Source organism: Candidatus Dechloromonas phosphoritropha, from assembly GCA_016722705.1.
Lineage (GTDB): Bacteria > Pseudomonadota > Gammaproteobacteria > Burkholderiales > Rhodocyclaceae > Azonexus > Azonexus phosphoritrophus.
On record JADKGN010000004.1, the window covers coordinates 1,505,592 to 1,522,190 of the forward strand.

Here is a 16,599-nt window from a genome sequence, read left to right on the forward strand (position 1 = left end):
TAAGTTATTACGTGCAGAATCTCAAGCAATTCCAGAGATAGGGAACCGGTTCGCCTGACGTGGATGAGACCATGCAAGCTGCGCCGCGTTCCGTCGGCACACGAGGTTACGACTATGGTACGCATTATATCCGCGCTCATCCTGGCCGTGACGGCCGTTTGTGCATCGGCCGCCGAGCCCCTTAAGCTCGTCGAAAACCCCCCAGACCGCCACGTCGTCGTACGTGGCGATACGCTATGGGGAATCTCTGGCATGTTCCTCAAGGAGCCGTGGCGCTGGCCCGAAATCTGGAACATGAACCGCGAGGAAATCAAGAATCCGCATCTGATCTATCCCGGACAGGTGGTCTACCTGGATCGGTCAGGCAAAACCCCGCGCCTGCGCCTCGGCAAGCCAGTCAAGTCCCGCATCGGGACGACCAAGCTCGAACCTCAAATCTACTCCGACTCGTCGCAGCAGGCGATCCCGAGCATCCCGCCAAACCAGATCGAACCCTTCCTGTCCCAGCCACTCGTCGTCGAGGAAGGCCAACTCGATGGCGGGCCACGCATTGTCGCCGGGCCCGAATACCGCGGCATGATGGGTAATGGCGATCCAGCCTTTGCCACCGGGATTCCCGATGCCAGCGTGTTACGCTGGAACGTTTTCCGTCCCGGCAAGCCGCTCACCGATCCGGATACCGGCAACGTCATCGGCTACGAAGCCTTTTTCCTCGGCAATGCCAATCTGGTGCAACCAGGGGAACCAGCGGTCCTCGAGATTACCGTGGCCAAGGAGGAGATCATGCGCGGCGACCGCCTGTTGCCGTCGCCGCCCGCCAATATTGTTTCCTATGTGCCGCATCGCCCGGATCACCAGGTTTCGGCACGGGTCATGACGATCTATGGCGGAGTCAGCGAAGGTGGTAGGGCCTCGATCGTCACCCTCAACCGCGGCAGGAACGACGGGCTTGAAATCGGCCATGTTCTCGCCTTGTTCCGCAATCGTATTTCCCAGGCGATCGATCAGGACTCGATGCAACGTGTCGATACGCCGATTCCGGAAGAGCGTTACGCGCTGGTATTCGTCTTCCGGGTTTTCAACGGGGTTTCCTACGCGCTCGTCCTCGAGTCGTCCAAGCCCGTGACCATAGGTGATTTTGCACGGAACCCGTGATTGACAAGCAGGGGTTGGCCGCCTGGTTGCGACTGACCCTGATACCCGGTATCGGCGGCGAGACGCAGCGCAAGCTTCTCGCCGCTTTCGGTCTACCCGAGGCCGTCTTCACCGCCGGGCGCCTGGCGGCACGCGACGTCATCGGCGACCGCGCCGACCTGCTCTTCAATTTTGACCCAGGAGAAGCCGTCGACCGTAGCCTCGCTTGGGCCAGCCAGCCCGGCCAGCACATCCTGACCCTCGCGGACTCAATCTATCCAGAATCGCTGCTGGAGATTCCCGATCCGCCCAGCATCCTCTATGTTCGCGGCAATCCCGCCCTGCTCCATAACCGTGGCCTCGCCATCGTCGGCAGCCGCAACGCAACGCCCCAAGGCCTGCGGACGGCCGAGATATTTGCCAGAACGCTTGCCGCCAGAGGTCTGGTGATCGTCAGCGGTCTTGCCCTCGGGATCGACGCCGCCGCCCATCGTGGCGCCCTCGCCGCTGAAGGTGGCACCATCGCCGTCATCGGGACCGGCGCCGACCGCGTCTACCCCGCGCGCAACAAGGAACTCGCAATGGCGATTGCGCAGCAAGGGACCATCGTGTCCGAATTTCCGCTCGGCACGCCCGCCATCGCCGCCAACTTTCCGCGTCGCAACCGCATCATCTCGGGCTTGGCACGAGGTGTGCTGGTTGTCGAGGCTGCACTGGAGAGCGGCTCGCTGATCACCGCTCGTCTTGCCGCCGAACAGGGGCGCGAAGTCTTTGCGATTCCCGGGTCGATCCATTCCCCGGTCGCCCGCGGTTGTCACAGACTGATCAGGCAGGGCGCCAAACTGGTCGAAACGGCTCAGGACATTCTCGAAGAACTCGGTGGTCATCCAGGGTCTCCCCACGTCCCCGAGGTCGCGGCAACAGCAGGCGACAGCGACATTCTCCAGGCACTCGGCCACGACCCCTGCGCGCTGGACGACCTGGTTGACCGTACCGGAATCAGCGCCGACCAGTTGCTCGGCGACTTACTGACGCTGGAGCTCGATGGCCTGGTCGCCACCCTTCCCGGCAACCGCTACCAGCGCCTCACCTGATTCCATTAATAGAGACGTCTTGCCAAGCCGCGCACGAGGCACTTATCATGCGCCGGAATCCAACAGGCCGAGTACATGACAAAAAGACTGATCATCGCTGAAAAACCCTCCGTCGCCGCCGATATCGCCAAGGCGCTGGGGGGCTTTATCAAGCACGACGACTATTTCGAGAGCGATTCGCACGTGCTCTCCTCGGCCATCGGCCACTTGCTGGAACTTGCCTGCCCGGAGGAATTCGAGGTCAAGCGCGGCAAGTGGTCGTTCTCCCACCTGCCGGTGATCCCGCCTCACTTCGCCCTGTCGCCAATCGAGAAGACCGAGTCGCGGCTCAAGCTTCTCAACAGACTGATCAAGCGTAAGGATGTCGATGGCCTGATCAATGCCTGTGACGCGGGGCGGGAAGGAGAATTGATCTTCAATTACATCGCACAAAACTCAAAAACCACCAAGCCGGTTCAGCGCCTTTGGTTGCAGTCGATGACCCAGGGCGCCATTCGTGACGGTTTTTCACGCTTGCGCAATGGTCAGGAAATGCAGGGCCTCGGCGATGCCGCCGTCTGCCGTTCGGAATCCGACTGGCTGGTCGGCATCAACGGCACGCGGGCGATGACCGCCTTCAACTCCAAGACTGGCGGCTTCCACCTGACCACCGTCGGCCGCGTCCAGACGCCGACGCTGGCTATCGTCGTCGAACGCGAACGTAAAATTCGCAAATTCATACCACGCGCCTATTGGGAAGTCGAGGCGGAATTCGCCGCCAAAGCCGGCAACTATGCCGGCAAGTGGTTCGACGAAACTTACAAGGGTAAGGACGAAGACGAACACGCGCGCGCCGACCGCCTGTGGGAACAAACCCGGGCCGAAGCCATTCGCGCTGCCACACTAGGCAAGTCGGGTATCGTCAGCGAGGAAGCCAAGCCGGAAACCCGGCTTTCACCCCTGCTTTTCGACCTGACCAGCCTGCAGCGTGAAGCCAACAGTCGCTTCGGCTTCTCGGCCAAAACCACGTTATCGCTGGCCCAGTCGCTCTACGAAAAGCACAAGGTCCTGACTTATCCGCGGACCGATGCGCGCTGCCTGCCGGAAGACTATATACCGACGGTCAAAGAGACGCTGGCAGTATTGACCGGCCAAGGCGCCGGCAAGGGCCACGACGAGGTTCTGCTCGCCCTTTACGCACCGTTCGCACACCAGATCCTGGCCCGCAACTGGGTCCATCCGAATAAACGCATCTTCAACAATGCCAAGATTAGCGACCACTTCGCCATCATCCCGACGCCGCAGGCGCCGAAAAATCTGAACGAACTTGAACAGAAACTCTACGATTTTGTCGTCAGGCGTTTCCTGTCGGTCTTCTTCCCGGCCGCTGAGTTTCTCGTCACTACCCGCATCACCCGCGTCGAAGGCCATCCCTTCAAGACCGAGGGCAAGGTGCTGGTCAATCCGGGTTGGCTCGCTGTGCACGGTAAGGAGGCGCAGGAAGGCGGCGAAGGCAACCTGGTTGCGGTCGACGCCGAAGAAAAGGTAAAAACCGAGGAAGTCACCGTCAAGGCCAACGAAACCAAACCGCCCCCACGCTACTCCGAAGCGACGCTGCTGTCGGCCATGGAAGGTGCCGGCAAAATGGTCGACGACGAGGAACTGAAGGCGGCGATGGCCGGCCGTGGCCTCGGCACACCAGCCACCCGTGCCCAGATCATCGAAAACCTGATCGGTGAGCAGTACATGCATCGTGAAGGCCGCGAGTTGATCCCGACAGCCAAAGCCTTCTCGCTGATGACACTCCTCACCGGTCTAGGAATCAACGAATTGACCCAGCCCGAACTGACCGGCGACTGGGAATGGAAGCTTGGCCGCATCGAGAAGGGGGAATTCACGCGCATCGAATTCATGCGCGAGATCGCCGAGATGACCCGGCACATGGTCGAGCGCGCGAAGAGTTACGAAGCCGATACCATCCCCGGCGACTTCGGCGTGTTGACCGCACCCTGCCCGCGCTGCGGCGGCCAGATTCGCGAGACCTACAAGAAGTTTCAGTGCGGCGGCTGCGACTATTCCTTGTGGAAAATCGTTGCCGGCCGCCAGTTCGAGCCGGCTGAGATCGACACCCTGATCACCGAGAAGGAGATCGGCCCACTGAGCGGTTTCCGCAACAGAATGGGGCGCGCCTTCACTGCCGCCATCAGGCTGAACGGCAACATGGAGCCCGAATTCGACTTCGGACAACCCCGAGCGGGAGAGAACGACGAAGCGGAAACAATCGACTTCCCAGCGGAGCAGAGCCTGGGCAAGTGCCCCAAGTGCGCCGCGGGCGTCTTCGAGCATGGGACTGCCTATGTCTGCGAAAAATCGGTCGGGGCGGCCAAGACCTGCGACTTCCGCTCGGGCAAGATCATTCTGCAGCAACCCATCGATTCCGAGCAGATGACGAAACTTCTGGCCGAGGGCAGGACCGATCTGCTGAGAGGCTTTATTTCCAACCGTACGCGCCGCAAGTTCTCAGCCTACCTCATCGTTCAGGAAGGCAAGGTCGGCTTCGAGTTCGAGAAGAAGGCGCCGGTCAAAAAACCCGCTGTGATGAAATCGAGTACTTGATTCATCGCATGAGCGATCGACGGACGTCGTCGTGGTTGGCTCTCCGTTCCACGTGAAACCTAATCAACGGACAGCCGTCGCTCCCGGCAACTGGCAGGACAACAGCGCAGCACGGACGGCGTCGATCGCCTGCGGCCGCGGAAAGGTCACCCGCCAGACGAGTCCGACCGTCCGCGAGGGGGACTCTCCCGAAAATGGCAGCACTCTGACCATCGACTCCCTGTCCACGAGCGGATCAGCCGCCGTGCTCGGCATAACTGCCACCCCGGCGCCACTCGCCACCATGTAGCGGATCGTTTCCAGCGAGCCACCCTCCAGCGAGTGCTCGAGCGCATCGGGTCCGCTCAGTCGCGGGCAGGACTCCAGCACCTGGTCGCGAAAGCAGTTCCCTTGGCCGAGCAGCAGCAGATTCTCGCCATCCAGTTCGTCCGGTGCGATGGACATCCGTGGAACCCAGGAATGTCCTGCCGGAACGACGATACGGAACGGCTCGGTGTAGACCGGCTGGGCCACCAGGCCGGGTTCGGCGAACGGCAAGGCGATGACGATGACGTCCAGCTCGCCGGCCTTCAGCGCCGGAATCAGGCTCGCCGTAAAATCCTCCTTGAGGAACAGTGGCATCTTCGGCGCCTGCCGGTGCAATGCCGGAATCAGTTGCGGCAGTAGATAGGGCGCAATGGTATAGATGATGCCAACACGCAACTGCCCGCTCATCGGATCCCCCGTCGCCTCGGCGATCTCCTCCAGGCGTACCGCCTCTTCCAGAACGCGCCGCGCCTGCGCGACGATGCGCTCGCCGAGAGCGGTGATCCGGACATCGGAAACAGTCCGCTCGAACAGCGCGGCCCCGAGTTGTCCCTCGACCTTCTTCAATGCCACGGAGAGAGTCGGCTGGCTGACATGGCAGGCCTCGGCGGCCCTCCCGAAATGACGCTCGCGGGCGAGCGAGACGATGTAACGCATTTCCGTCAGGGTCATCGCGAATATCCCAGTTTTTCGAGGTCGACCGCAACAAGCCAGCGCCATTCACCGGGTTGCAGGCTGGTAGGTAGCGAAAGCTCGCCGACCGCCTCCCGATGCAGTGCCTCGACACGATTGCCGGCTGCCGCGACCATGCGCTTAACCTGATGATACTTGCCGCTAGTCAGGGTCAGGCGCAGCAAATTTGCACCGGCCTTTTCGCAGGCTGCTGCCGCAATCGGCTCGGGTTCGTCGTTCAAAAGCACACCGGAGAGCAGGCGGCCGATCTGCTCCTGGTCGACCGGGTGCTTCGTCGAGGCCAGATAGACCTTCGGCACCTTGCGTTTGGCGGAAGAAATGGCGTGGTTCAGTTGGCCGTCGTCAGTGACCAGCAACAGGCCGCTCGTATCCGCGTCGAGCCGCCCGATAGGCTGTACGCCACGCTCCCGGAGAGGGGGCGGCAACAGGTAAAGGACGCTCGGATGATGCTGTGGCTTGCGCGAGCACTCGTAGCCGAGCGGCTTGTGAAGCATCAGGGTGACAAACTCGGCGTAGGGCCAGTCGATGCCATCGACGGTTAGCACCAGCCCGGCGCAATCGATATCGGTGAAGGGATCTCCGTGGGGCAGTCCATTGACCGCGACTCGCCCGTCCCAGCAGAGCGCCCGGCATTCCTTGCGGGTGCCGAATCCATGCTTCTGGAGGATTCGATCAAGTTGCATGGCGTCGATGTTAGCATTGACGCGTGAAATTCGAGCATCTGATCCAGGTCAACGATCCGCAAAACCCCCTGATCCCGCCGCTCAGCCGTCAGCAGGTCTGGCAGGGTCTGCTCCACCGTGTCGAAGACTCCGTTCCCTTCCTGCCAGGGCTGGAATCATGCGTCATCATCGAACGCCGTGCCCACGCTCTGCTGCGCCAGCTCGATTTCGGCCCGGCGGTAATTCAGGATCGCGTCACGCTGGTCGATGCACACTGGGTCCGTTTCGAAATCCAGCCGTCGCCTACCCACCCCGGCGGCAGCCTGACCATCACAATCGAGGAGCCTGAACCGGCATTCCTCTTCCTGCGCTTTACCTACCAGACGACGCTGGCCAGCGGACCGGATTCGGAAGACTGCGCCTACATCGAATACGTCAAGTCCGCCTACCATCAGTCCGCCGTGGACTGCGTGCAGCTGATCCGCACCTTTGCCGCAGGCGGCATGCCGCAATAGTCAGTTCACGCCCAGGCTTGCCAGGTAGTCTTCGTAACCGCCAAGGTAATCGACGATCTTGCCATCGCCCTTGACCTCAAAGACACGGGTCGCCAGCGAGGACACGAATTCCCGGTCGTGCGAGACGAAGACCAGAGTTCCGGGAAATTTCTCAAGCCCGGTGTTGAGCGATTCGATCGATTCCATGTCGAGGTGGTTGGTCGGTTCATCCATGATCAGCACGTTCGAATGGAGCAGCATCAGCTTGCCGAACAGCATGCGCCCCTGCTCGCCGCCGGAAATCACGTTGACCGGCTTCTTCACCTCGTCCCCCGAGAAAAGTAGACGCCCCAGCGTGCCGCGAATCAGCGTCTCGACGTCGCCACCATCGTAGCCACCGGCGCGGACATAGCCGGAAATCCACTGCGTCAGACTCGTTTCGGAGCTGAACAGCGCCGAGTGATCCTGCGGGTAGTAACCGAGCCTCGCCTTCTCCGCCCACTTGAACGCGCCGAACTGCGGTTGCAGCTCGCCCACCAGCAGCCGCAGCAGGGTCGTCTTGCCGACCCCGTTCTCACCAATAACGGCAACCTTTTCGCCTGCGTTGATCGTGAAACCAAGATTGCTGAAAATCTTGCGCGGCGCTCCCTCATAGGCGAAGGAGACCCTTTCGACCTCGACCGCCTGCCGGTGAAGCTTGTCCTTGTCGTCGAAGTCAAAGCGGATCCACGGGTACTGGCGGGATGATGGCTTGACGTCTTCCGGCTTCAGCTTGTCGATCAGCTTGACGCGGCTTGTCGCCTGCTTCGCCTTCGAGGCATTGGCCGAAAAGCGGCGGACGAAGGTCTGCAGTTCCGCGATGCGTTCCTTGGCCTTCGCATTGGCACTCGACTGGCGTTCGCGTGCCTGGGTCGACGCTTCCATGAAGTCGTCGTAATTTCCAGGGTAGACGGTGATCCTGCCGTAATCGAGGTCGGCCATGTGAGTGCAGACCTGATTCAGAAAGTGGCGGTCGTGCGAGATGATGATCATCGTCGACTCGCGATTGTTCAGAATATCCTCCAGCCAGCGAATTGTGTTGATATCGAGGTTGTTGGTCGGCTCGTCGAGCAGCAGGATGTCCGGATTGGCAAACAGCGCCTGACACAGCAGGACGCGCAGCTTCCAGCCCGGCGCGACTTCGCGCATCGGACCGTTGTGCTGCCCGATCGGAATGCCGGCCCCCATCAGGAGTTCGCCGGCGCGTGATTCAGCGGTATAGCCATCGTACTCGGCGAACCTGGCTTCGAGCTCGGCGGCGTGCATGTAATCGTCTTCGGACGCCTCCGGGCTGGCGTAGATCGCATCCTTCTCGCTCATGCACGCCCACATTTCCTCGTGGCCCATCAGCACGACGTCGAGAACGCGAACGTCCTCGTACGCGAACTGGTCCTGCCGGAGATACGCCATGCGCTCATGCTTCTCCTTCGAGACATTGCCCGCCGACGCCTCCAGCGCGCCGTACAGGATCTTCATGAAAGTCGACTTGCCCGCCCCATTGGCGCCAATCAGGCCATAGCGGTAGCCTTCGCCGAACTTGACGTTGACGTTCTCGAACAGGGGTTTGGCCCCGAACTGCAGGGCAATGTTGGCGGCGACAAGCACGGCGATTCCGATCTGCTGGTTGGATGTAGGACGAAGTGCTGGATTTTACCTGCTTTCAAGGAGTTGACCGCGAATCGGAGCCCCGCGCCAATGCCCTGCGGTGTAACATTCACCCCGACAGTTACGCGCCTTGCTGGCACCGATACAGCCCATGGTTCCACATCTAACGACCGCCCTCACCGGCCCCCTGCTCGAACTCGAGCGCCGCTTCCTCGACAGCAGCACACAGATCGAGCACTGGCTGCGCGGGCGCTGGCAGGAGCACACACCGCCCTTCTATTCGTCCTGTGACCTGCGCAACTCCGGCTTCAAGCTGGCTCCGGTCGACACCAACCTCTTCCCCGGCGGTTTTAACAACCTGAACCCGGCCTTCCTGCCCCTCTGCGTGCAGGCGGCGATGGTGGCAATCGAAAAGATCTGCCCGGATGCGCGCAATCTGCTGCTGATCCCCGAAAACCACACACGCAACCAGTTCTACCTGCAAAACGTCGCCCAGATCGTCGCCATCCTGCGCCGGACCGGCCTGAACGTCAGGCTCGGCTCGCTGCTCCCGGACATCACTGGACCAACGCCCGTCCAACTCGAAAATGGCCAGCACCTTTTGCTTGAACCGCTGGTCCGCTCACAATACCGGCTTGGGCTCGACGGCTTCGACCCCTGCGCCATCCTGCTCAACAACGATCTCTCCGCCGGAATCCCGGCAATCCTGCGCAACCTGAACGAGCAGTTCATCCTCCCACCGCTCAACGCCGGCTGGGCCGTGCGCCGGAAGTCCAATCATTTTGCCGCCTATGACGAAGTTGCCGGCAACTTTGCCAGGGATGTCGGCATCGACCCTTGGCGCATCAATCCGGCCTTTTCCGTCTGCCGCAGCATCAATTTCCACGAGCGGCAGGGCGAGGAGTGTCTGGCTGCCAATATCACCGCCGTGCTCGATCTGATACGCGAAAAATACCGTGAATACGAAATCATCGAGACACCCTACGTCGTCGTCAAGGCCGATGCCGGCACCTATGGCATGGGTGTGATGACGGTGCGCAATGCCGACGAGGTCATTGCGCTGAACCGCAGGCAGCGTAACAAGATGAGCGTCGGGAAGGAAGGGCTGGAGGTCAGCGAGGTCATCGTCCAGGAGGGGGTCCATTCCTTCGAAACACTGAACGAGGCGGTGGCCGAGCCGGTGATCTACATGATCGACCGCTATGTGGTCGGCGGCTTCTACCGCGTGCATACGGGTCGCGGCAAGGATGAGAACCTCAATGCGCCAGGCATGCACTTCGAGCCGCTGGCTTTCGAAACTGGCTGCAACCTGCCGGACCACGCATCCGGCAACCCCGATTCACCGCCGAACCGTTTCTACGCCTATGGCGTCGTCGGTCGTCTCGCCTGCCTGGCCGCCGCGCTCGAACTCGAACGCACGTCCGTGGACCCCGGCAGCGACTAACCAGACCATGAATCATGAACGTCCCGCGATCGGGCGCCGCCCATTGAACCTCGCCTTCGTCCTCGATCCTCTCCCGGAACTGAAGGCCAGCAAGGACTCGTCGATCGCCATGATGCGCGCCGCGGCGACCTGCAGCCACGCGGTCTTCGCCATCGACTGCGCCACGCTGGCCTGGCGTTGGCCGAAATCGGCGCAACCGGGTGGCGTCTCCGGCGTTGCGGTGCAATTGCACATGCAGCCAGACGACCACGACTGGTTCCGCGAGATCGGCCGTGACCGGATACCGCTCACCAATTTCGACGCTATCATCATGCGTCGGGATCCACCCTTCGACAACGAGTACCTCACCGCGACGTGGCTGCTCGAACGCGCCGAGGCTGACGGAGTGCGGGTCTTCAACCGGCCGCGCGCATTGCGCGACCACTCGGAAAAGGTAGCGATTGCGGAATTCCCGCAATTTGCGCCGGAGACGCTGATCTGCCGCGACGTCGAACAGTTGCAGCAGTTCATCGACGAGTATGGCGACGTGATTCTCAAGCCGCTCGACGGCATGGGTGGCAGCCAGATCTTCCGGGTCCAGCGTGCTGACCCGAACCGCAACGTGATCATCGAGACGCTGACCCACGAAGGCGAACGCACCATCATGGCTCAGCGCCATCTCCCGGAAATCGTCGCCGGCGACAAGCGCATCCTGCTCATCGCCGGCGAGCCGGTGCCCTATTGTCTGGCGCGTATCCCCAAGGCCGGCGAAACCCGGGGCAATCTCGCCGCTGGCGGCACCGGCGTCGCGCAGGCGCTGACGGCACGTGACCGCGAAATCGCCGAAGCACTCGGCCCGATCCTGTTCGATCGCGGTCTGCTGTTGGTCGGCATCGACGTCATCGGCAACCACCTCACCGAAATCAACGTCACCAGCCCGACCTGCATGGTCGAAATCCGGCAGCAGACGGGCTTCGATTCGGCGGCAGCCTTCGTCGCGGCCATCGAGCGGGAATGCGCCATTTCCTGATTCTGGCGTGCACGCTGCTCATGGTCGCCTGCGGCCGCGCACCCTTGCAGGAACAGCAGGCCTACGTGTTTGGCACCCGGGTTGAGGTTATCGTCGTCAGCACCGACCCTGAACGAGGACGCAAGGCCATCACCAGTGTCCTGCGCGAGTTCGACCGGCTGCACCGCGCTTATCACGCCTGGCAGGAATCGGAACTGACCGATCTGAATCGGGCCATACTTTTCGGTCGACCGCATCAGGTCAGGCCGGAGCTGGCCGAATTGGCCCGCGAAGCCCAGGTATTGTCGCAACAGGGTGAGCACCTCTTCGATCCCGGTATCGGCCAGCTCGTCAAGATGTGGGGCTTCCACGCCGACGAATTCAAGGCCGAGATTCCGCCAGCCGTGGATATTGAAGCGTGGTTGGCGGCAAGACCGAGCATCGCCGACGTCAGCATTACCGGCGAGACAATTAGCAGCCGAAATTCCCGGGTTGCTCTCGATTTTGGCGGCTACCTCAAAGGCGTCGCACTTGACCGGGCCGCCCTAATCCTGCGCAGCCAAGGCATCGACGATGCGCTGATCAACATCGGTGGCAACGTCATGGCCCTGGGCAGCAAACACGGCCGGAAGTGGCGGGTCGGTATCCAGCACCCGCGCCAGCCCGGCCCGATGGCCACGGTCGAACTCGCCGACGGCGAAGCGATCGGTACATCCGGAGACTATCAGCGCTTTTTCGAGGTTGACGGGAAGCGTTACCCACATCTGCTCGACCCGCGGACAGGCTATCCAGTCGATCACACCCAGGCCGTCACGGTGCTGATTCCGGCCGGCGCCAAGGCCGGTACGCTATCGGATGCCTCGTCGAAGCCGATTTTCATCGCCGGCCCCGACGGCTGGCGGGAAATGGCGAGGAAGATGGAAATTGGCCTGGTTTTGCGGGTCGACCGCGACAGTCGCATTTACGTCACCGAAGCCCTCAACACCCGGCTGGAGTTCGTCGGGAAACATCCGAACGTCATTATCGTGCCGTAGAGCCCGGCCCCTCAATCAGCAGGTCGCCATTCCCGGATTCGCCCATTTTTGACGTGCGTACCTCTACGACGCAGGTTAAACTAGCTATCGTGTCTATCCAGGAAACCCGACGAGGCCGGCACTCTTCAACTCCGATGCTAACTATCCGAAACCTGCTCCCCCGCGACATCGAATCGGCCGTTGCCCTCCAGAGCCGCGTCTATCCGACGATTCCGCCTTTTCGCGAGGACCAGTTTGCAAACCTGCTGGAATTCTTCCCGCGTGGCCAGTTCGCTGCGGTTCTGGATGAGCGACTCGTCGGAATCGCCGTTTCGTTGGTCATCGTTTGGGAGCACTACAGCTTGCACCACACTTGGGCCAGCATTACCAACGACGGCACTTTCGACACGCACAACCCCGACTTTGGCCACACACTCTATGGCGCGGAGGTCTGCGTCAGCCCCAACGAGCGCGGCCACGGCATCGGCCATGTGCTTTACGAAGCACGGCGCGCGCTGTGCCGCGCAATGAACCTCAAACGCATCATCGCCGGCGGTCGTCTGCCCGGCTACGCCAGGCACGCCACCAAGATGACAGCGGGGGAATACGCCAAGCGTGTCATCTGGGGGGAGTTCTACGATCCGGCGCTGCGTTTTCAACTCGACGAGGGTTTCGACTATTGCGGCATCCTGCACGGATACTTGCCAACAGACGAGGAATCGCTCGGCAACGCCAGCCTGATCGTCTGGCTCAACCGGGAATATGATCCGTCACGGCCCACTCAACTGCCAGGAAAGGATTACCCATGAAGGTTCGAATCGCGTCGATCCAGTACCAGTTACGCCATATCGAGGACTGGGACGGCTTTGCCCGGCAGGTCGATTTCGTCCTCAACGCCGCCGCCGACTACGGCCCGCAGTTCGTCCTGCTACCCGAGCTGTTCACCACGCAACTGCTGTCCTTCATGGACAACGACGATGTGCCCAGTGCCGTGCGCGGGCTGTCCGAATACACGACCCCCTACATCGAACTGCTCCGCGGGCATGCGGTGCGCCACGGCTACTATCTGATCGGCGGCACGCACCCGAACATCCGTGACGGCCAGTTGCTCAACACTGCCTTTCTGTTCACCCCGGGAGGTGCCGTGCATCTCCAGGACAAGATTCACCGCACGCGCTGGGAGAAGGAGAAGTGGAACAGCGACCATGGCGACGTCCTCAAGGTCTTCGAGACGCCGCACGGCAAGATCGCCATCCTCATCTGCTACGACATCGAATTCCCCGAACTGGCGCGGTGCGCCGCCGAGGAAGGCGCCGAGATAGTCTTCGTGCCCTCATGCACCGACGACCGTCAGGGCTTCCTGCGCGTCCGCTACTGTTGCCACGCCCGCGCCATCGAGAATCAGGTCTATGTCGCGATGACCAGCACCGTCGGCAATCTGCCGGTCGCCGGACTACGTCTGCACTATGGCCAGGCGTCGATCATTACCCCTTCGGACTTTCACTTCGCGCGTGACGGGATCGCCGCCGAAGGCGTCATCAATGAAGAACAGATCGTCGTGGCCGATGTTGACCTGGCCTTGCTCCACGAAAACAGGCTCAAGGGCACGACGATTCCGCTGCTCGACAAGCGCCACGAGTTCTACAGTAATCGACCTGTCATCGTCGTCGCCGACTGATTACCCGGCCCATCCATCGTGCTCCGACATCCATTCCGGAGTTAGCGCTCACTCACTCCACTGATCTTGAGTCGACGCACAGCGTTACCGGCCCGTCATTCATCAGACTGACCAGCATGTCGGCGCCAAACACCCCGGTCGCCACCGGCTTGCCGAGCTCCTGAGCCAGTTTCGCGACAAAGCGCTGAAACAGCGGTTCCGAGATTTCGCTGCGCGCCGCCCTGCTCCATGAGGGCCGGTTGCCCTTCCTCACCGATGCATACAGCGTGAACTGTGAAACTGCGAGTATCTCTCCGTCCACTTCCTGAACACTGCGGTTCATCACCCCGGCATCATCAGCGAACAAGCGCATCCTGAGGATCTTCCCGGCCATCCAGTCGAGATCGCCGTCACCGTCTGCATCCTCGAACGCGGCGAGTACCAGCAGACCTCGGCCAATTTTTCCGCAAATTTGGCCGTCTACCGCGCCCCGAAGGCAAAGGGGCCCGTGGCCCACTCCCCTCTGGGAGACGACAGAGGCCTCGCAAACCCGTTGCAGCACAACGCGCATGCTTGTTTTCCTGAGATGAAGTAGAAAAGGGCCCCGCATGGAGCCCTGCGAAACGACCGGGCGCTGCCCGAGCCGAAGCCACTTAGCGGCAGACGCGCCGACCGTCGACCATGCGACACTCTGGTGACGCACGCACCTCAGCCTCGCGCGCCACGGGAGCCTCCCTGCCCGGCGCGACTTCAACCCCCCGAGCGGGAGCTGCTTCAACCCCGCGCGCCGGAACGGGCTCGACAGGCTTGCGGACTTCCACAGCGCCTCTCGATGTTTCGCACTCCGCGCGACGAACACCATCGGCGCAGGTCACCGCATAAGCACTGGAAGCAAAGGCCATTGTCAGAAGCGTAGCTGACAAGGTGAATAGTGACGTTTTCATGGCTTGATCCTTGGAACTGGCTGCTATGTTGGAATTGCACTGACTACGATAAGCTTGGGAGACCAGTCGCTATGGCGTCGGCACCACCCGGTAATAGACCCCGTTGGCCCCGTACATCGGCGTGAACCAGGTATTGCCTTTAATGTAGTACGTGGCGCCCGCGACGGTCGCCGGAGAGGATCCCGGCGGTAGCGTCGCGTAATTGACTCCCATCGCGTAGCTGCCTGCGGCGCCGACCGCGACACCGGCGTTGTAAGCCGAGCTGGTCGCCGCCGCCGTATTGGCCGAAGCGATCGCCGCACCAGCGGCAACACCAACGATAGCCCCGGCCGCAGCGGCACAGCCGTAGCAACCGGCCGAATACGCCGGCACGACGACCGGCGGGTGATAGACAGGATACGGCGGGCGATAGCCCGGATACCCACCGTACCCTGGCGGGTGATAGGCGGTCGCGCCATAAGGCGTCGCGTGGTAGGCGCCCTCACCGTACCTGCCCGCCGTCGTACCGCCATAGGCATTGGTATGTTCGGTCCCCCCCCCCCAGGCATGCGCGGAACTGCCGCCCCAGGCGTTGGTATGCTCGGTACCCATGCCGGCAACGTGCTCCGTGTGGCCGCCAAAACGGTTGGCGCTACCCCATGCTCCCGCCTGCGACGCCCACAACGCCGTAACCAGCAATACCGCCATTCCAGTAATATTCCTGTTCATGATGTTTCGCCCTTTCATTGCGCGTTGCCCGGGGATTTACCCAAGGCCGCCTTGGCTGGTTTCGCCTTGGTCAATGGCTTGGCGCCCGCTGAGGGCGCGCTGACCGGATGGACAAAAGTCATCCGCTGCGCGGCTTGCGCCTTCGGCGATGCGAACATCTCGGGGCCGATTTGCGGGTCGAGTTGCCAATTGGACAGTTCCATGTCGTGGCGCAGGCGCAGCGGATCGGCGCTATAGACTGCGCGGATACGGCGCGGCAGCTTGTCGTCGACGCCGATCCACATCTGGATGAAGACATCGTTGTTGGCCCAGGCGACCATGTCGGTCTTCGTGCCTCCAACCATGCCGGACGGGCCGATGTAGAAGGCCAGCTTCGCTCCGTCGGTCAGTGCGGCAAAGGGGTCGGCCGCAACCAGGTCGGTGAACGGATAGAAGATGGCGGCGGATTCGAAGGCCTTCTTCAGCATCGCGTCGATGGTCGGTGGCGCATCGGCTACGGCAACCAGGTTCTCGGCGGGCGCGAACGCCATCATCGTCTTGCCGTCGTAGTAAAACTCCGACGCCGGCCCGTCGCCGGGCATGATGACCCGGAGCCTGTCCGGGCGCTGCATGGCGACATCGTAGCGCGAGATGTAGACGATTGCCGGTCCGAGCTTGCTCGGGTATTCGTAGCTCACGGTTGCAGTAAAGGCCAGCGATTTCGCTGCAGCGAGGCGCGCGCTCGTCGCCTTGAGCAGATCCATCGCCCGAGGTTCGAGCACCATCTTGAATTCCGGCACCGGCTGCTTCTTGGCCGCTTTCGCCGGCTTGGCAGCCGCCTGGGTCGTCTCGGCGCTAACGGAGGTCGCTGCCAGCACGGCCAGCGCCAGCGCGATCGCCGTGCGGCGCATGAATTGCTTACTTGTAAGGGTCATGGAATCATCCCGCATTCGAACATCTTGTTTACGATGGGCGCCGAGATCTTGTTGAAGAATGCAGTGCGCATCTGCGGATCGTTACGCAACATCTCGATGGCGCGCTGTTCCCGCTCGGTTTTGGGCTGGCCTTGACCAGCCGCCTTTTCCTCCCACAACTGCTGGCAGGTCGCCGTCTGGTATTTCTGGATCACCTTGTCGGCAACCATATCCATGATCGGATACTGAGCGTGGGCAACGCCAGCCACGACGGTCAGGGCGGCAGCAGCGAGGAACGCGGGCAGTTTGTCCATTTTGATCTCCTTGCTT

General features: G+C 61.7%; 16 protein-coding genes. 9 read left to right on the plus strand and 7 right to left on the minus strand.

Features of this window, described 5'->3' with window-relative positions; all coding sequences use genetic code 11:
- Window positions 1-114: 114 nt before the first annotated feature.
- The 3 genes from IPP03_13080 to IPP03_13090 all read left to right on the plus strand — a co-directional run bounded on the left by IPP03_13080 (window position 115) and on the right by IPP03_13090 (window position 4,823).
- Complete coding sequence (locus tag IPP03_13080; GenBank protein MBL0353532.1) at window positions 115-1,155, plus strand: LysM peptidoglycan-binding domain-containing protein; 1,041 nt, start codon at window positions 115-117, stop codon at window positions 1,153-1,155.
- The gene (dprA, locus tag IPP03_13085) at window positions 1,152-2,228 is read left to right on the plus strand and encodes a DNA-protecting protein DprA (GenBank protein ID MBL0353533.1); all 1,077 of its coding nucleotides are present in this window, start codon (window positions 1,152-1,154) and stop codon (window positions 2,226-2,228) included. The genes IPP03_13080 and dprA overlap by 4 nt, the downstream gene beginning before the upstream one ends.
- Window positions 2,229-2,303: 75 nt before the next feature.
- On the plus strand, window positions 2,304-4,823 hold the full coding sequence (locus IPP03_13090) for a DNA topoisomerase III (GenBank protein ID MBL0353534.1): 2,520 nt from the start codon (window positions 2,304-2,306) through the stop codon (window positions 4,821-4,823).
- Between the two features lie 63 nt (window positions 4,824-4,886).
- Here IPP03_13090 and IPP03_13095 read toward each other — a convergent pair whose 3' ends face one another.
- The gene (locus tag IPP03_13095; GenBank protein MBL0353535.1) at window positions 4,887-5,801 is read right to left on the minus strand and encodes a LysR family transcriptional regulator; all 915 of its coding nucleotides are present in this window, start codon (window positions 5,799-5,801) and stop codon (window positions 4,887-4,889) included.
- Window positions 5,798-6,505, minus strand: coding sequence for a pseudouridine synthase (locus tag IPP03_13100; protein MBL0353536.1), 708 nt, complete (start codon window positions 6,503-6,505; stop codon window positions 5,798-5,800). Before IPP03_13100 ends, IPP03_13095 begins: the two co-directional genes overlap by 4 nt.
- 23 nt (window positions 6,506-6,528) lie before the next feature.
- On the opposite strand from IPP03_13100, the gene IPP03_13105 reads away from it, so the two are divergent.
- Window positions 6,529-6,999 carry a DUF1857 family protein gene (locus tag IPP03_13105; protein MBL0353537.1) on the plus strand — a complete coding sequence of 157 codons (471 nt, stop codon included), beginning with the start codon at window positions 6,529-6,531 and terminating at the stop codon, window positions 6,997-6,999.
- Here the strand turns inward: IPP03_13105 and IPP03_13110 are convergent, their stop codons facing one another.
- The gene (locus IPP03_13110; GenBank protein MBL0353538.1) at window positions 7,000-8,622 is read right to left on the minus strand and encodes an ABC-F family ATPase; all 1,623 of its coding nucleotides are present in this window, start codon (window positions 8,620-8,622) and stop codon (window positions 7,000-7,002) included.
- 151 nt (window positions 8,623-8,773) lie between these two features.
- Here IPP03_13110 and gshA point away from each other — a divergent pair, with 151 nt between their 5' ends.
- The 5 genes from gshA (at window position 8,774) to IPP03_13135 (ending at window position 13,745) form a co-directional block, all read left to right on the plus strand.
- Window positions 8,774-10,066, plus strand: a complete 1,293-nt coding sequence (gene gshA, locus IPP03_13115; GenBank protein MBL0353539.1) for a glutamate--cysteine ligase — start codon at window positions 8,774-8,776, stop codon at window positions 10,064-10,066.
- A gap of 7 nt (window positions 10,067-10,073) precedes the next feature.
- Complete coding sequence (gene gshB / locus IPP03_13120) at window positions 10,074-11,075, plus strand: glutathione synthase (protein ID MBL0353540.1); 1,002 nt, start codon at window positions 10,074-10,076, stop codon at window positions 11,073-11,075.
- Window positions 11,060-12,088, plus strand: coding sequence for an FAD:protein FMN transferase (locus tag IPP03_13125; GenBank protein MBL0353541.1), 1,029 nt, complete (start codon window positions 11,060-11,062; stop codon window positions 12,086-12,088). Before gshB ends, IPP03_13125 begins: the two co-directional genes overlap by 16 nt.
- Before the next feature lie 134 nt (window positions 12,089-12,222).
- Window positions 12,223-12,876 (plus strand): GNAT family N-acetyltransferase, encoded by a 654-nt coding sequence (locus tag IPP03_13130; GenBank protein MBL0353542.1) that lies wholly within the window; start codon window positions 12,223-12,225, stop codon window positions 12,874-12,876.
- Complete coding sequence (locus tag IPP03_13135) at window positions 12,873-13,745, plus strand: carbon-nitrogen hydrolase family protein (protein ID MBL0353543.1); 873 nt, start codon at window positions 12,873-12,875, stop codon at window positions 13,743-13,745. Before IPP03_13130 ends, IPP03_13135 begins: the two co-directional genes overlap by 4 nt.
- A 52-nt stretch (window positions 13,746-13,797) precedes the next feature.
- Here the strand turns inward: IPP03_13135 and IPP03_13140 are convergent, their stop codons facing one another.
- From IPP03_13140 to IPP03_13155, 4 genes are all read right to left on the minus strand, one after another.
- Window positions 13,798-14,295, minus strand: coding sequence for a D-tyrosyl-tRNA(Tyr) deacylase (locus IPP03_13140; protein ID MBL0353544.1), 498 nt, complete (start codon window positions 14,293-14,295; stop codon window positions 13,798-13,800).
- A 442-nt stretch (window positions 14,296-14,737) separates the two neighbouring features.
- Window positions 14,738-15,376 carry a hypothetical protein gene (locus IPP03_13145; protein MBL0353545.1) on the minus strand — a complete coding sequence of 213 codons (639 nt, stop codon included), beginning with the start codon at window positions 15,374-15,376 and terminating at the stop codon, window positions 14,738-14,740.
- Between the two features lie 14 nt (window positions 15,377-15,390).
- On the minus strand, window positions 15,391-16,290 hold the full coding sequence (locus IPP03_13150; protein MBL0353546.1) for a DUF2092 domain-containing protein: 900 nt from the start codon (window positions 16,288-16,290) through the stop codon (window positions 15,391-15,393).
- A complete protein-coding gene (locus tag IPP03_13155; protein ID MBL0353547.1) occupies window positions 16,287-16,583 on the minus strand; it encodes a hypothetical protein in 297 nt (98 codons plus the stop codon). Before IPP03_13155 ends, IPP03_13150 begins: the two co-directional genes overlap by 4 nt.
- Between the last annotated feature and the right edge of the window lie 16 nt (window positions 16,584-16,599).

What these genes read in the sequence shown, in the direction of transcription:
- IPP03_13080 (MBL0353532.1), top strand. Translation starts at nt 115, where the DNA reads ATGGTACGCATTATATCCGCGCTCATCCTGGCCGTGACGGCCGTTTGT.
- IPP03_13090 (MBL0353534.1), top strand. Translation starts at nt 2,304, where the DNA reads ATGACAAAAAGACTGATCATCGCTGAAAAACCCTCCGTCGCCGCCGAT.
- IPP03_13095 (MBL0353535.1), bottom strand. Translation starts at nt 5,801, where the DNA reads ATGACCCTGACGGAAATGCGTTACATCGTCTCGCTCGCCCGCGAGCGT.
- IPP03_13100 (MBL0353536.1), bottom strand. Translation starts at nt 6,505, where the DNA reads ATGCAACTTGATCGAATCCTCCAGAAGCATGGATTCGGCACCCGCAAG.
- gshA (MBL0353539.1), top strand. Translation starts at nt 8,774, where the DNA reads ATGGTTCCACATCTAACGACCGCCCTCACCGGCCCCCTGCTCGAACTC.
- gshB (MBL0353540.1), top strand. Translation starts at nt 10,074, where the DNA reads ATGAATCATGAACGTCCCGCGATCGGGCGCCGCCCATTGAACCTCGCC.
- IPP03_13125 (MBL0353541.1), top strand. Translation starts at nt 11,060, where the DNA reads ATGCGCCATTTCCTGATTCTGGCGTGCACGCTGCTCATGGTCGCCTGC.
- IPP03_13130 (MBL0353542.1), top strand. Translation starts at nt 12,223, where the DNA reads ATGCTAACTATCCGAAACCTGCTCCCCCGCGACATCGAATCGGCCGTT.
- IPP03_13135 (MBL0353543.1), top strand. Translation starts at nt 12,873, where the DNA reads ATGAAGGTTCGAATCGCGTCGATCCAGTACCAGTTACGCCATATCGAG.
- IPP03_13140 (MBL0353544.1), bottom strand. Translation starts at nt 14,295, where the DNA reads ATGCGCGTTGTGCTGCAACGGGTTTGCGAGGCCTCTGTCGTCTCCCAG.
- IPP03_13145 (MBL0353545.1), bottom strand. Translation starts at nt 15,376, where the DNA reads ATGAACAGGAATATTACTGGAATGGCGGTATTGCTGGTTACGGCGTTG.
- IPP03_13150 (MBL0353546.1), bottom strand. Translation starts at nt 16,290, where the DNA reads ATGACCCTTACAAGTAAGCAATTCATGCGCCGCACGGCGATCGCGCTG.
- IPP03_13155 (MBL0353547.1), bottom strand. Translation starts at nt 16,583, where the DNA reads ATGGACAAACTGCCCGCGTTCCTCGCTGCTGCCGCCCTGACCGTCGTG.